The sequence below is a fragment of the Bradyrhizobium sp. UFLA05-125 genome (genome assembly GCF_059803515.1).
On sequence record NZ_JBANBJ010000010.1, the window covers coordinates 1 to 13,312 of the forward strand.

Genomic DNA, 13,312 nt, shown 5'->3' on the forward strand with positions numbered 1-13,312 from the left:
ATCCAGGAAGCCTGCGACATCAGAGCAAAGCGGCCGCAGGCGGCCAACACCAACTGCTGCCTGATGCGCGCGGCCTGATCTCATCGCGCGTTAGCAAGCAGAACGACTTCATCACCTACGGAAATGGAGGTCGCCGATGCGCGACATGCTGCAGCTCGTCCCTATGGTCGTCGAACAGTCCAGCCGCGGCGAACGATCCTTCGATATCTACTCCCGGCTCCTGCGCGAGCGCATCATCTTTCTCAACGGCGAAGTCAATGATGCAATGTCCGGGCTCGTCTGCGCGCAGCTGTTGTTCCTGGAGGCGGAGAACCCGAACAAGCCGATCAATCTCTACATCAATTCCTATGGCGGCGTGGTCACCAGCGGACTTGCGATGTACGACACCATGCAGTTCATCAAGGCGCCGGTTCATACGCTATGCATGGGCACCGCGCGCTCCATGGGGTCGTTCCTGCTGATGGCCGGCGAGCCCGGTCACCGCGCCGCGCTGCCCAATGCGAGCCTCCACGTGCATCAGCCGCTCGGCGGCTTTCAGGGCCAGGCGTCTGACATCCTGATCCATGCCACCGAAATGCAGGAAACCAAGCGGCGCATTATCCGGCTCTATGCACAACATTGCCGGCGCCCTGAACAGGAGGTGGAACGGACCCTGGATCGCGACCACTTCATGAACGCGCAACAGGCGGTCGAATGGGGACTGATCGACAGGGTCTTTGCGGAACGCGACGCCGCCTGATGGTCCGATAGGGCCCTTCAGCCGCTACCGTCCGGCTGTTCCATGCTCAGCGGAGCTTGCGAGCTTCAGCCCGGTCGCGCTGGTCGCGCGCTTGCGCATCACGCGTGAGCACGAATTGGAAGACCCGACATTTTCCGGCACGACGCGGCGCTCCGGTAGGCGCTCTCACGTATCAAAATACCGTTTCCCTGCCTGACACGTGAGCAACATTGTGTCGGCAGCCTGTTCTGCATTCGATTTGAGCAGACGTGATTATGTTTTAGGCGCGACCTATTAGCGCAGTGCAGCGTGACATCCGCAAAGCGGGAAAAGCCTCGCATTCATAGTCCGTTAGGCAACGACATCGATCTGGCACGGCATTTGATTCTCAGGGCCCGGCTGTGCCCGCGGTGTGAAGCTTCTCCTCGTGGTGAACCAGTCGAGAACGCCCGGCCACGTCCGGACCGGGCCCAAGCGGGGATAGGACCCATGAAAATTGTTATGGCGATTATCAAGCCATTCAAGCTGGAAGAAGTCCGTGACGCCCTGACCGCCATCGGCGTTCACGGTCTCACGGTGACGGAAGTCAAGGGATACGGCCGGCAGAAGGGCCATACGGAAATCTATCGCGGCGCCGAATACGCCGTGAGCTTCCTGCCCAAGATCAAGATCGAAGTCGCCGTCGCCTCCGAGCAGGTCGACAAGACCATCGACGCCATCACGTCGGCTGCGAAAACCGGACAAATCGGCGACGGCAAGATCTTCGTCATCAACCTCGACCATGCGGTCCGCATCCGCACCGGCGAGGCCGACGCCGCGGCACTTTGATTTCGCGCTCAACCTTTATCGAATCAGGAGAAAATGAAATGACGTTTAAGCGTCCCTATGGCGCGGGACTGGCCGCCCTCGCAGTCGGCATGTTCGCTGCGACCGCAGCCTACGCCGAGCCAACGGTCAACAAGGGGGATAACGCCTGGATGCTGACATCGACAGTGCTCGTGCTGTTGATGACGATCCCGGGTCTTGCGCTGTTCTATGGCGGCCTCGTCCGCTCCAAGAACATGCTCTCGGTTCTCGCCCAGGTGTTCTACACGGTCTGCGTCGTCACCGTGCTCTGGGCCCTCTACGGCTACAGCCTCGCCTTCACCGGCGGTTCCGACTTCATCGGCGGCTTCTCCAAGGCCTTCATGATGGGCATCACGACGGACTCGAAGGTGGCGACCTTCAGCGTCGATGCCAACATTTCGGAGCTCGTCTATGTCTGCTTCCAGATGACCTTCGCGGCGATCACGCCCGCCCTCATCGTCGGCGCCTTTGCCGAGCGCATGAAGTTTTCGGCGGTCGCGCTGTTCATTCCGCTCTGGGTCACGCTGATCTACTTCCCGATCGCGCACATGGTCTGGTACTGGCCGGGTCCGGACGCGATCCAGGATGCCGCCAAGGCTCTGGCTGCTGCGGGTGATGCGGCGGCGAAGACGGCGGCCCAGGCCCAGCTCGACGCGATCAACGCCGACGCTGGTTGGGTCTTCAAGAAGGGCGCGATCGACTTCGCGGGCGGCACCGTGGTGCACATCAATGCCGGCATCGCCGGTCTCGTTGGTGCGCTCCTGATCGGCAAGCGCACCGGCTACGGCAAGGAGCTGATGGCCCCGCACTCGCTGACCATGACCATGATCGGCGCCTCGCTGCTCTGGGTCGGCTGGTTCGGCTTCAACGCCGGCTCCAACCTGGAAGCCAACGGCGGCGCAGCCCTCGCCATGACCAACTCCTTCGTCGCCACCGCAGCCGCTGCGCTGTCGTGGATGTTCGCGGAGTGGATCGTGAAGGGTCATCCCTCGGTGCTCGGCGCGCTCTCCGGCGCGGTCGCGGGTCTCGTGGCGGTAACCCCGGCGGCCGGCTACTCGGGCCCGATGGGTGCGATCGTGCTCGGCCTCGTCGTCGGCGTCGTCTGCCTGTTCTTCTGCACCGTGGTGAAGAACGCCCTCGGCTACGATGACTCGCTCGACGTGTTCGGCGTGCACTGCGTCGGCGGCATCGTCGGCGCGCTGGGCACCGGCATCCTCGTCAACCCGGCGCTGGGTGGTGCGGGCATCATCGACTACACCGCGATCCCGCCGAAGGTTGCCGATTACGACTTCGCGGCACAGATGATCTCCCAGATCTGGGGCGTCTCCACCACGCTGGTGTGGTCCGGCATCGGCTCGGCGATCCTCTACAAGGTCGTCGACGTGATCGTCGGCCTGCGTGCCAATGTCGAGACCGAGCGTGAAGGCCTCGACATCACCGAGCACACCGAACGCGCTTACAACATGTAACGCTCTCCTCCCGGGTGCGATCTTCGAAGGAAGATCGCATCCAGAACTACGGTTTGGGCACATACCCGGCAATGCCCCGACCGTTGAGGGGCTCCAGCGCAAGTTGGAGCCCCTTTCTTTTTTGCGGTGTCACAAAAGAAAAACTTGCCAAGGAAGCCGGCCGGCGCCGAAATAACGACCTCAACGAATAACAAAAGGGAGGTCGTCATGCGGCTGGAAGGTGGATGCTATTGCGGCGAGGTGCGTTACGTCGCCGAGGGCGATCCGATGATGCAGGCGCAATGCCATTGCCGCGAATGCCAGTATATCTCGGGCGGCGAGCCCAACACCTTCATCGCGATGCCGGCGTCCGGCTTCACCTACATCACCGGCCAGCCCAAGCAGTTTACGCGCAAGGACCTCGCGCGCGCCGTGACACGGGAATTCTGCGCCGAATGCGGCACGCATCTGGTGACGAAGGTACCGGGCCTGCCGGCCGCGATCGTGAAGGTCGGCACGCTGGACGACCCTGCGCAGTTCAAGCCGCAGATCGCGATCTATACCTGCGACAAGCAGGAGTTCCACCAGATCCCCGAAGGGATGCCGACGTTCGAGAAGCTGCCACCGCACTAGACCGCAAAGTCGGTGCGCTCCCTCTCCCGCTTGCGGGAGAGATTGAGCGAGCCCGCGGCCCAATCGCGCTATTCCACCAGCAGAGACGCGATCACGCCGCCACGAGCGCGCGCTCGTCGGCCTCGACAACACGATCACGACCGCGGCGTTTGGCAGCATAGAGCGCGCGGTCGGCAATCCGGATCAGCTCGGCGAGGTCGGCATCGGCGCAGGACACCGTGAAGCCGAGGCTGATGGTGACGCGCTCGAGATTCTCGCCGATCGGGATTTCGCGGCTCGCGCAGGTCGTGCGCAGCGCCTCCGCGTGTCGTTCAGCCTGATCGCGAGTGACGCCGACCATGAGGCCGGCAAACTCCTCGCCGCCATAGCGCGCGACCAGCACGCCCTCGGTCCGCGCGAGCTGCCGCAGCACGTCGGAGACCTCGACCAGCACCTTGTCGCCGGCGTCATGGCCGAAGCGGTCGTTGATCGACTTGAAGTGATCGATGTCGCACAAAAACACCGTCACCGGCACGCTGCGCTGGCGCGCCGAGGTCAGCGCGAGCGCCGCCGCGTCATCGAAGCCGCGACGGTTGAAGAGGCCGGTGAGCTGGTCGGTCTGCGACATGCGCGCGAGCTCGCGGCGGGTCAGCGTCAGTTCCTGCATCACGAGCCCCGAGCGATAGCTGAGCGCGCCGGACAGCGAGACCGAGATTGCGGTCGCAATGCAGAGGCTGAAGCCGATGATGTAGCCGACGCTCACCGTGGCGCTGAAATCGGTGCCGAGATGCAGCAGCAGCGTCGACGCGGTCATGACGATGGTCAGGCCCGCTGATATCGCCGCGCGCCTCGCCGTATGGCGAAGCACATCGCCATGTGTCGCAATCTGAATGGTCACACACCGCCCCCGCTTGTCGCGTGTAGCCATAACACCGGCGCGACCAGCGAATCGCCAACGCGAAAACCTTCTTGGAGGAGGGGGTTAATGGGGCGCGACGGCCTTGCCTAAAATGCCGGGAAACGGAACCGTCGGTGGCCGCGCATCCCCCTCCTATCGGCGCCAATTATTCGGCACTGGACGGGGGGACCGACCGATGGTTAATCGCGTCTTAACCTCGCCCTATCTATGGTGAACTGAACCGCTTCCGGCCGGTGCGATCTGCAACCGGCAGTTCCAAGAGTGCTGGCGCCCAACGTATGGCTATGACCGCTTCATCCCGTGCGCCGCAGGGCAGTGGAAGCTCTGATACCGAACGCTCGCCATTTGTCCGGCTGAACGAGCTCCTGGCCCCACACCAGCCGGGTAAGCCTTTGATTACGCTCGCGGTTGGCGAGCCGCAGCACCCGGTGCCCGACTTCGTAGGACCGGTGCTGGCAAAGCACATCGCCGATTTCGGCCGCTATCCGCTGAACAATGGCATCGAGCCGTTCCGAAAAGCCGCCGCAAGCTGGCTCGGCCATCGCTTCAACCTGCCCCGTCCGGTCGATCCCGAGAGCGAGGTCCTCGTTCTCAATGGCAGCCGCGAAGGGCTGTTCTTCGCGGCAATCACGGCCACGCGCTATGTCGGCCCGCGTGCCGGCAAGCCGGCGATCCTGATGCCGAACCCGTTCTACCCGGTCTATGGCGCCGGGGCCCGCGCCGCCGCTTGCGAGCTGGTCTACCTGCCGACGACGGTCGAGAACGGTTTCCTGCCCGACCTCGATGCGATCGACGAGGCGACGCTGGCGCGCACCGTCGCCTTCTACATCGCCTCGCCCGCCAACCCGCAGGGCTCGGTCGCCTCGCGCGATTACTTCACCCGCCTGAAGGGCCTCACCGACCGCTATGGCTTCGTCATTCTGAGCGACGAGTGCTACTCGGAAATCTACACGCGGGAAGCGCCGGGCAGTGCACTCGAATACGCCGGCCCCGACTTCACACGCGTCGTCGCCTTCCAGTCGCTCTCCAAACGCTCGAACCTGCCGGGCCTGCGCGTCGGCTTCGCCGCCGGCGACAAGAAATTCCTGAGCCTGTTTCTCGAGCTGCGCAGCGTTGCCGCACCACAGGTGCCTGTGCCGCTCCAGCATGTCGCCACCGTTGCCTATGGCGACGAGGCGCATGTCGAGGAGAACCGCAGGCTCTACCGCATCAAGTTCGATCTCGCCGACCAGATCCTCGGCAATCGCTACGGCTATCGGCGGCCCGCGGGTGGCTTCTGCGTCTGGCTCGACACCTCGCCGCTCGGCAGCGACGAGGCCGTCACCTTGAAGCTCTGGAAGGAGGCCGGCGTGCGCGTGGTGCCGGGCAGCTATCTGGCGCGGCTCCAGCCGGATGGTTTCAATCCGGGCGCGGGCTTCATCCGCCTGGCGCTGGTGCAGAACGGCGAGGTCACCGCCGAGGCGCTGCACCGGCTGGTCACGACGTTGGGTTAGGCGATGAGCATGTCGGCAATCGAACGTGTCATCCCACTGGTCGGACACCTGCCGCCGTCGATCCGTGACGCGCTGACGCGCCGCGTGCGCGAGCTCACCGGTCTTGGCCTGATCGCGCTGTCGGGCATCGCCGCAACCGCGCTGATGACCTGGTCGGTGCAGGACCCGAGTCTGAGCCACGCCACCTCGCGGCCGATCCGCAACATCCTCGGCTATGCCGGCGCGATCGGCGCCGATCTCGCGATGCAGATTCTCGGTCTCGGCGCGATCATGCTGATCCTCACCGTCGCGGTGTGGGGCTGGCGCATGATGACCCACCGCCCGTTCGATCGCGAGGCGCTGCGGCTCGGCTGCTGGATCCTCTGCACGGTGATTGCGGCAGGTTTTGCGAGCTGCTGGCCGCATGGCGGCGCATGGCCATTGCCGACCGGGCTCGGCGGCGTGGTCGGCGACGCGCTGGTGCGCGCACCGGCCGTGATCTTCGGACCCGCGGGCGCCATCTATCGCATGGTGTTCGGAACGATCCTGTTCGTCGCGATGGCCACGACGTTCCTGATCGCGTGCGGCCTCGGCGCGCGCGCGCGCGACGACGACGAGCTGACGCAGATCGAGGACGACGACACCCCGTTCGAGGAAGAGGGGGAGGACCGTGGCTCGGTGTCGCTCGGCTGGCTGTTCCATGCGCTGATGAGCACGAAGGCGCGGATCGTCTGGCTGCGTGGTGCCGCCTATCGCTCGCTGGTCTCGAGTGGGTCAAAGCCACGTACCGCCTCGTTCGATCGCCAGGAGCCCAATCTCGGCGGCCGCGCCGCGCCCTCGATCTCGCCGCATGCCGACAATGAGGACGAGGATTACGAGGAAGAGGAGAACGAGGAAGAGGAAGACGAAGAGGAGGAGGAGGCGCCGGCCGCGCGCACTTCGCGCAAGAAGGCTGCACCGAAGGCGCCCTCGAAAAAATCTTCCGACAAGTTCGACCTTCCCTCTGTCTCCATGCTGGCTGCGCCGAAGGCCGGCGATCGCCAGCCACTCAGCAAGGCCGAGCTGGAAACCAATTCGCGTTCGCTCGAAGGCGTGCTCGGGGACTTTGGCGTGCGCGGCGAGATCGTCAAAGCCAATCCGGGTCCGGTCGTCACGCTATACGAGCTGGAGCCGGCACCCGGCATCAAGTCATCGCGCGTGATCGGACTTGCCGACGACATCGCGCGCTCCATGAGCGCGCTGTCGGCCCGCGTCGCCGTGGTGCCCGGCCGCAACGCCATCGGCATCGAGCTGCCGAACGCGCATCGCGAAAAGGTTTATTTGCGCGAGCTGCTGGTGGCGAAGGAGGCGACCGAGACGGTGGCAAAACTGCCGCTCTGCCTCGGCAAGACCATCGGCGGCGATCCCGTCATCATCGATCTGGCGCGCACGCCGCACATGCTGATCGCCGGCACCACCGGCTCGGGCAAGTCGGTCGCCATCAACACCATGATCCTCAGCCTGGTCTACAGGCTGCGCCCGGATCAGTGCCGGCTGATCATGGTCGATCCGAAGATGCTCGAACTCTCCGTCTATGACGGCATCCCGCATCTGCTCACCCCCGTCGTAACCGATCCGAAGAAGGCGGTGGTCGCGCTGAAATGGGCCGTGCGCGAGATGGAAGAGCGCTACAAGAACATGGCCAAGCTCGGTGTGCGCAACATCGATGGCTACAATGCGCGCCTGCTCGAGGCCAAGGGCAAGGGCGAGGATCTGACGCGCACGGTGCACACCGGCTTCGACAAGGAAACCGGCAAGGCGATCTACGAGGAAGAAAAGCTCGCGCTCGATCCGCTGCCCTACATCGTCATCATCGTCGACGAAATGGCCGACCTGATGATGGTCGCCGGCAAGGATATCGAAGGCGCGGTGCAGCGCCTTGCGCAGATGGCGCGCGCCGCCGGCCTGCACGTGATCCTCGCGACGCAGCGTCCCTCGGTCGACGTCATCACCGGCACCATCAAGGCGAACTTCCCGACCCGCATCGCCTTCCAGGTCACCTCCAAGATCGACAGCCGTACCATCCTGGGCGAGATGGGCGCCGAGCAGCTGCTCGGCCAGGGCGACATGCTCTACATGGCCGGCGGCGGCCGCATCAGCCGCGTGCACGGCCCGTTCGCCTCCGACGAGGAAGTCGAGAAGGTGGTGCGTCACCTCAAGACGCAGGGACAGCCGGAATATCTCGAAGCGGTCACCGCGGAAGAACCTGCCGAGGACGAAGACGGCGCGGTTTTCGATGCCACCGGCATGGGTGGGGATGGCGGCGGCGACCTGTTCTCGCAAGCCGTTGCCATCGTCAAACGCGACCGCAAGGCCTCCACCAGCTACATCCAGCGCCGGCTTCAGATCGGCTACAACCGCGCCGCCTCGCTGATGGAGCGCATGGAACTGGAAGGTATTGTCGGACCGGCCAATCATGCCGGCAAACGCGAGATCCTGGTCGAGGAAGAAGACAGCCATATGTGAGGCAAAAGGCGCCGAACCGGGCCTCACAATGAGTTTTTCACGCAAAAACGATATCTGCTTTTGCCCGAAACCACGGTAAAAGGGCGCCAAGCCACACAGGACGACGCGTTGACCGGAAATCCAGATATTCGATTGGCTGCCTCCTTCGCCGCGCGCAGCGCGCGGCTGGCGAGCATGCTTGTCATCACCGCTTCGATGGCTGCCGCCAGCGCGACGTCGTTCGCGCAGACCGTCCCCGTTCCGAAACCCGCACCGAAGGGCCGCGACGGCGGGCAGATGAGCGGCGGGCCCGCCACGACGGGCGCCACCCAGACGCCGCCCAATCCGATCATTCCGGATCCGCGCCGCAACGTGCCGAGCAGCATCTTCCAGACCTTTGACGATAAGCAGAAGGCGCAGGCCGCCAGGGTCAGCGCATATCTGTCGTCGTTGCAGACGCTGGTCGGCAATTTCGTGCAGGTCGGGCCCGACGGCAGCAAGACGCAAGGCGACTTCTACATCCAGAAGCCCGGCAAGATGCGCGTCGAATACGATCCGCCGAATCCGATCGACATCATCGCCGACGGATCCTCGCTCGTGGTGCGCGACCGCAAGCTCGCGACCCAGGACGTCTATCCTCTGTCGCAGACGCCGCTGCGCTTCCTGCTCTCGGACCGCATCGACCTGATGAAGGACACCAACGTCATCAACGTCACCGCGGACGATCTCTTCATCAGCGTCACCATCGAGGAGAAGCAGGCGCTGATCGGCACCAGCCGTCTGCTGCTGATGGTCGGCGCCAAGGACGGCCAGTTGAAGCAATGGACGGTGACCGACCCGCAGGGCTACGACACCACCTTCGCGGTCTACAATCTCGACAGCACCAAGAAGCTCGATCCGAACATGTTCAAGATCGACTTCACCAACTACAACGTCCCGTCGCCGGGTTGAGTTCTTGTAGGGTGGGTTAGCCGAAGGCGTAACCCACCGCTTCCGTTGCCGCGGAAACCAAAGAGGTGGGTTACGCTTCGCTAACCCACCCTACGAAACCACAAGCGCTTCGTGCCCTGTGGACAAACCTCTCCACCACATCAAACCATGCTATGACGCATCCCTCATGCGTCTCTCCCTGACAACCTGGAACATCAATTCGGTGCGGCTGCGCATCGACCTCGTCGCCAAATTCCTCAAGAGCGCGCGGCCGGACGTGCTGTGCCTCCAGGAGACCAAGTGCATCGACGATGCTTTTCCGCTCAAGCGATTCAAGCGGCTCGGCTATGAGCACGTCGCGCTGAACGGGCAGAAGGGCTATCACGGCGTCGCCATCGTCTCGAAAATTCCGTTCGAGAATACCGACATCCGCACCTTCTGCGACAAGATCGATTCGCGCCACATCTCGGTGTCGTTCGGCGAAAAGGCGCAGCTTGCAAAACCGCTGGTGCTGCACAATTTCTACGTTCCCGCCGGCGGCGACATTCCCGATCCCGCGCTGAACGAGAAATTCGACCACAAGCTTCGTTTCCTCGACGAGATGAAGGCGTGCGAGCCGCTGCATCCGCGCGGCGAGGACCGCCACATCCTGGTCGGCGATCTCAATGTCGCGCCGCATGAGAACGACGTCTGGTCGCACAAGCAGCTTCTGAAGGTCGTCTCGCATACGCCGATCGAATGCGAGAAGCTGATGGCCGCCCTTGATGCCGGCGAATGGGTCGACGTCGCGCGCGAGCACATTCCGATGTCGGAAAAGGTCTATACGTGGTGGAGCTACCGCGCCGCCGACTGGACCGTCGGCGACCGCGGCCGCAGGCTCGACCACATCTGGGTCTCGCGCGCGCTCAAGGATGCGGTCAGCGATTTCAGGATTCTTCGCGACGCGCGGAGCTGGGAGCGGCCGTCGGATCATGTGCCGGTGACGGTGACGCTGGAGGCGTGAGCTCAGGGCTGCCCGTAGCCCGGATGGAGCGAAGCGAAATCCGGGTCAGTCGCGCCGGATCGAAACGAATCCCAGATTGCGCTTCGCTCCATCCGGGCTACGAAAGACGGCTAGTTATTCAGCTTCGAACCCGCCATCAGAATATCGCTGGCGATCTGGCTCGACCGGATCGCGAACTCGTCGCGAAGGCGGAGGGCGGCGGCGGGATCGCTCTCCAGCACGCGCTGAAACAGGCTGCGGGCGACGCGGATGACGGAGGAGTGCTCCAGCGCGATCGCGCTCGACGGACGCTTCATCGGCACCACCAGCGCAAGCTCGCCGATGAGCGTACCGGGGCCGGCGATCATCTCGGCACCGGCGCCGTCCTCGACGCGAAAGGCGCCGCGCTGAACCACGAAGCCGGCGTCCGCGTCATCGCCCTTATTGAAGAGGACATCGCCGCGCACGAAGTCACGCTGCTCGGAACCGATCGCCAACATGCGCAACGAGGCTTCTCCCAACAGGCGCAGTGTCGGGACACGCTCGAGCAGCGCTACGTCGTCGTCGATTGACATTCAGTTCCGTGGCTCAAAGGCCCGCAATCTAAAACGATTCGCGAGGCCTTCGGAGCGTATCACGGCACCAGCTTGTAGCCACCGGCTTCCGTGACCAGGATTTCCGGGTTGGCGGCGTCCTTCTCGATCTTCTGCCGGAGACGGTAGATATGGGTTTCCAGCGTGTGGGTGGTGACGCCGGAATTATAGCCCCAGACCTCCTGGAGCAGCGTCTCGCGCGAGACCGGCATCTGGCCGGCCCGGTAGAGGAAGCGCAGGATGGCGGTTTCCTTCTCGGTCAGCCGTACCTTGCGCGCGTTGGCGGCGGTCAACATTTTCGAGCCCGGGCGGAAGCTGTAGGGCCCGACCGAGAACACCGCGTCTTCGCTCGCTTCATGCTGACGAAGCTGGGCGCGGATGCGCGCCAGCAGCACCGCGAAGCGGAAGGGCTTTGCCACATAGTCGTTGGCACCGGATTCCAGGCCCAAAATCGTGTCGGAATCCGTATCATGCCCGGTCAGCATGATGATCGGGGCCTTGAAGCCGCCCTTGCGCAAGCTGCGCACCACCTCGCGGCCGTCGGTGTCGGGCAGGCCGACATCCATCAGCACGAGATCGGGGGAATTGGCCTTTGCGGCGCTCGCGCCCTTTGCGCCGGTATCGACGGCCGAGGCTTCGAACTCTTCGTGCAGCGATAATTGCTCCACCAACGTATCGCGCAGATCGGAATCGTCATCCACGATCAGGATCTTGCGGGCATTGGCCATGGGGTCATCCTTTTGGGGTCGAACTCCGACGCGCGCATGCCGCGTGAGAGCTGCGATTGGTAAGTTAGAGGTCGCCGTTATTATTGTTGTTCGTCTTGAAGTAGTGGGCTGCTACCGATTCTCAAGCCAGAACTACTCTAACGCAGAATAGCAGGGCTTTTCGATGAATGTCCTGTAATGAAGCCGACACCGCGCCTTCACATGAAAAGACAATATATATCAATTTCTTACGCCAAAAACGGACCGCTTTCCACGATCCGGGTGAGGGCGTCGGCAGGTAATCCGCGGCGGGGCTGGCTGACTGCCGGGCCCCTGACGATTCCCGTGGCGCTGGGCCGTGGCGGCATTCGCGCCAACAAGCGCGAGGGCGACGGCGGCACGCCCAAGGGCAGCTTTCGGCCGCGGCAGCTGTGGTGGCGGGGCGACCGCTACGGCCGGCCGCAGACCTTCCTGCCGGTCCGCGCCATTCGGCCCGAGGATGCCTGGTGCGAAGATCCCGCCGACCGCCATTATAACCGGCCGATCCGGCGCGGGGCGGGGCAGGGCGGCGACCGGCTCACGCGCGCCGACCAGCTCTACGACTTCATCGTCGAGATCGACCACAACACACGGCCACGCATTCGCGGCCGTGGCAGCGCGGTGTTTTTGCATCTGGCGCGCGACAATTTCGGACCCACGGCGGGCTGTGTCTCGATGAGACAAGCGGCAATGCTGCAATTGTTGCGGCGTCTGGGACCAAAGACCAGGATCATCATCGGGTGAGGGACCATGCTCGACGAGAACCGAATCAAAGCTGCCTCGCGCGTGCTCGCGGGCCACTGGCGCGCCGGCACCAAGCTTGACGCGCTTGAAAACGCCTTGCGGCCGCACTCGCGCAGCGAGGGCTACGCCATCCAGGCTGCGCTCGAATCCGCGTCAAGCGGCACGCTGTTCGGGTGGAAGATCGCGGCGACCAGCGAGGCCGGGCAGAGGCACATCAATGTCAGGGGACCGATGGCCGGACGCATCCTGAGCGAGACCGTCATCGCCGATGGCGGCACGGCCTCGATGAGGGGCAACGAGATGCGGGTCGGGGAGCCGGAATTCGCCTTCCGCATGGCGCGCGACCTGCCGCCGCAGTCTTCGCCGTTTGGCGTCGACGAGGTACTTGCGGCGGTCGATACGCTGCATCCCGCGATCGAAATTCCGGACTCGCGCTTTGCCGATTTCGTCAGCGCCGGCGAGGCGCAGCTCATCGCCGACAATGCCTGCGCGCACCTGTTCGTACTGGGCGCGCCGACCACAGTGGATTGGCGCGCGCGTGATCTCGTGGAGGAGCGGCCGGAGATCACGCTGCGCGGCCGGCGCTATGTCGGCCATGGCAGGAACGTGCTTGGCGATCCCCGTATCGCGCTCGCCTGGCTCGCGAACGAGCTGCGCGCGCTCGGGATCACGTTGAGAGCAGGGCAGGTGGTGACGACAGGCACCTGCCATCCGCCGCTGCCGATCGAGGCCGGCGATCATCTCGCCGCGGATTTCGGTGCGCTGGGGAAGGTATCGGTGAGGTTCGCGTAGGCGCCACCAACACCGCCGTCGTCCCG

At 64.1% G+C, this 13,312-nt stretch carries 13 protein-coding genes; 10 read left to right on the forward strand and 3 right to left on the reverse strand.

Going from position 1 to position 13,312, the window contains the following annotated elements:
- Window positions 1-136: 136 nt before the first annotated feature.
- The 4 genes from SO156_RS12470 to SO156_RS12485 all read left to right on the forward strand — a co-directional run bounded on the left by SO156_RS12470 (window position 137) and on the right by SO156_RS12485 (window position 3,645).
- Entirely contained in the window at window positions 137-739 is a 603-nt protein-coding gene (locus tag SO156_RS12470) for an ATP-dependent Clp protease proteolytic subunit (protein ID WP_498534978.1), read from the forward strand.
- Window positions 740-1,207: 468 nt separating this feature from the next.
- A complete protein-coding gene (locus SO156_RS12475) occupies window positions 1,208-1,546 on the forward strand; it encodes a P-II family nitrogen regulator (protein ID WP_027535364.1) in 339 nt (112 codons plus the stop codon).
- A gap of 38 nt (window positions 1,547-1,584) precedes the next feature.
- The gene (locus tag SO156_RS12480) at window positions 1,585-3,033 is read left to right on the forward strand and encodes an ammonium transporter (RefSeq protein ID WP_458144597.1); all 1,449 of its coding nucleotides are present in this window, start codon (window positions 1,585-1,587) and stop codon (window positions 3,031-3,033) included.
- A gap of 207 nt (window positions 3,034-3,240) precedes the next feature.
- The gene (locus SO156_RS12485) at window positions 3,241-3,645 is read left to right on the forward strand and encodes a GFA family protein (RefSeq protein WP_458144596.1); all 405 of its coding nucleotides are present in this window, start codon (window positions 3,241-3,243) and stop codon (window positions 3,643-3,645) included.
- A 91-nt stretch (window positions 3,646-3,736) separates the two neighbouring features.
- Here SO156_RS12485 and SO156_RS12490 read toward each other — a convergent pair whose 3' ends face one another.
- Complete coding sequence (locus SO156_RS12490) at window positions 3,737-4,522, reverse strand: GGDEF domain-containing protein (RefSeq protein ID WP_498534979.1); 786 nt, start codon at window positions 4,520-4,522, stop codon at window positions 3,737-3,739.
- A gap of 299 nt (window positions 4,523-4,821) precedes the next feature.
- On the opposite strand from SO156_RS12490, the gene SO156_RS12495 reads away from it, so the two are divergent.
- The 4 genes from SO156_RS12495 (at window position 4,822) to SO156_RS12510 (ending at window position 10,432) form a co-directional block, all read left to right on the forward strand.
- Complete coding sequence (locus tag SO156_RS12495; protein WP_498534980.1) at window positions 4,822-6,036, forward strand: aminotransferase class I/II-fold pyridoxal phosphate-dependent enzyme; 1,215 nt, start codon at window positions 4,822-4,824, stop codon at window positions 6,034-6,036.
- Window positions 6,037-6,039: 3 nt separating this feature from the next.
- Window positions 6,040-8,520 carry a DNA translocase FtsK gene (locus SO156_RS12500; protein ID WP_498534981.1) on the forward strand — a complete coding sequence of 827 codons (2,481 nt, stop codon included), beginning with the start codon at window positions 6,040-6,042 and terminating at the stop codon, window positions 8,518-8,520.
- Between the two features lie 174 nt (window positions 8,521-8,694).
- A complete protein-coding gene (locus tag SO156_RS12505) occupies window positions 8,695-9,450 on the forward strand; it encodes an outer membrane lipoprotein carrier protein LolA (RefSeq protein WP_458144645.1) in 756 nt (251 codons plus the stop codon).
- A 166-nt stretch (window positions 9,451-9,616) separates the two neighbouring features.
- Window positions 9,617-10,432, forward strand: coding sequence for an exodeoxyribonuclease III (locus SO156_RS12510; RefSeq protein WP_498534982.1), 816 nt, complete (start codon window positions 9,617-9,619; stop codon window positions 10,430-10,432).
- 110 nt (window positions 10,433-10,542) lie between these two features.
- On the opposite strand, the gene SO156_RS12515 is transcribed toward SO156_RS12510, so the two are convergent.
- Together SO156_RS12515 and SO156_RS12520 are read right to left on the reverse strand one after the other, a co-directional pair.
- Window positions 10,543-10,986 carry a cyclic nucleotide-binding domain-containing protein gene (locus SO156_RS12515; protein ID WP_458144591.1) on the reverse strand — a complete coding sequence of 148 codons (444 nt, stop codon included), beginning with the start codon at window positions 10,984-10,986 and terminating at the stop codon, window positions 10,543-10,545.
- Window positions 10,987-11,045: 59 nt separating this feature from the next.
- On the reverse strand, window positions 11,046-11,732 hold the full coding sequence (locus tag SO156_RS12520) for a response regulator transcription factor (RefSeq protein ID WP_027525091.1): 687 nt from the start codon (window positions 11,730-11,732) through the stop codon (window positions 11,046-11,048).
- A gap of 201 nt (window positions 11,733-11,933) precedes the next feature.
- Between SO156_RS12520 and SO156_RS12525 the strand changes: the two genes are divergently transcribed.
- Window positions 11,934-12,494: a L,D-transpeptidase family protein gene (locus SO156_RS12525; protein ID WP_498534983.1), complete on the forward strand. Its 561-nt coding sequence runs from the start codon at window positions 11,934-11,936 to the stop codon at window positions 12,492-12,494.
- Window positions 12,495-12,500: 6 nt separating this feature from the next.
- Window positions 12,501-13,286, forward strand: coding sequence for a 2-keto-4-pentenoate hydratase (locus tag SO156_RS12530; protein WP_498534984.1), 786 nt, complete (start codon window positions 12,501-12,503; stop codon window positions 13,284-13,286).
- The last annotated feature ends 26 nt before the right edge of the window (window positions 13,287-13,312 follow it).

Bases quoted from the DNA above. Each gene is read 5' to 3' on its own strand.
- SO156_RS12525 (WP_498534983.1), top strand. From the start codon at position 11,934: ATGAAAAGACAATATATATCAATTTCTTACGCCAAAAACGGACCGCTT.
- SO156_RS12510 (WP_498534982.1), top strand. From the start codon at position 9,617: ATGCGTCTCTCCCTGACAACCTGGAACATCAATTCGGTGCGGCTGCGC.
- SO156_RS12480 (WP_458144597.1), top strand. From the start codon at position 1,585: ATGACGTTTAAGCGTCCCTATGGCGCGGGACTGGCCGCCCTCGCAGTC.
- SO156_RS12495 (WP_498534980.1), top strand. From the start codon at position 4,822: ATGGCTATGACCGCTTCATCCCGTGCGCCGCAGGGCAGTGGAAGCTCT.
- SO156_RS12530 (WP_498534984.1), top strand. From the start codon at position 12,501: ATGCTCGACGAGAACCGAATCAAAGCTGCCTCGCGCGTGCTCGCGGGC.
- SO156_RS12470 (WP_498534978.1), top strand. From the start codon at position 137: ATGCGCGACATGCTGCAGCTCGTCCCTATGGTCGTCGAACAGTCCAGC.
- SO156_RS12475 (WP_027535364.1), top strand. From the start codon at position 1,208: ATGAAAATTGTTATGGCGATTATCAAGCCATTCAAGCTGGAAGAAGTC.
- SO156_RS12520 (WP_027525091.1), bottom strand. From the start codon at position 11,732: ATGGCCAATGCCCGCAAGATCCTGATCGTGGATGACGATTCCGATCTG.
- SO156_RS12485 (WP_458144596.1), top strand. From the start codon at position 3,241: ATGCGGCTGGAAGGTGGATGCTATTGCGGCGAGGTGCGTTACGTCGCC.
- SO156_RS12515 (WP_458144591.1), bottom strand. From the start codon at position 10,986: ATGTCAATCGACGACGACGTAGCGCTGCTCGAGCGTGTCCCGACACTG.
- SO156_RS12505 (WP_458144645.1), top strand. From the start codon at position 8,695: ATGCTTGTCATCACCGCTTCGATGGCTGCCGCCAGCGCGACGTCGTTC.
- SO156_RS12500 (WP_498534981.1), top strand. From the start codon at position 6,040: ATGAGCATGTCGGCAATCGAACGTGTCATCCCACTGGTCGGACACCTG.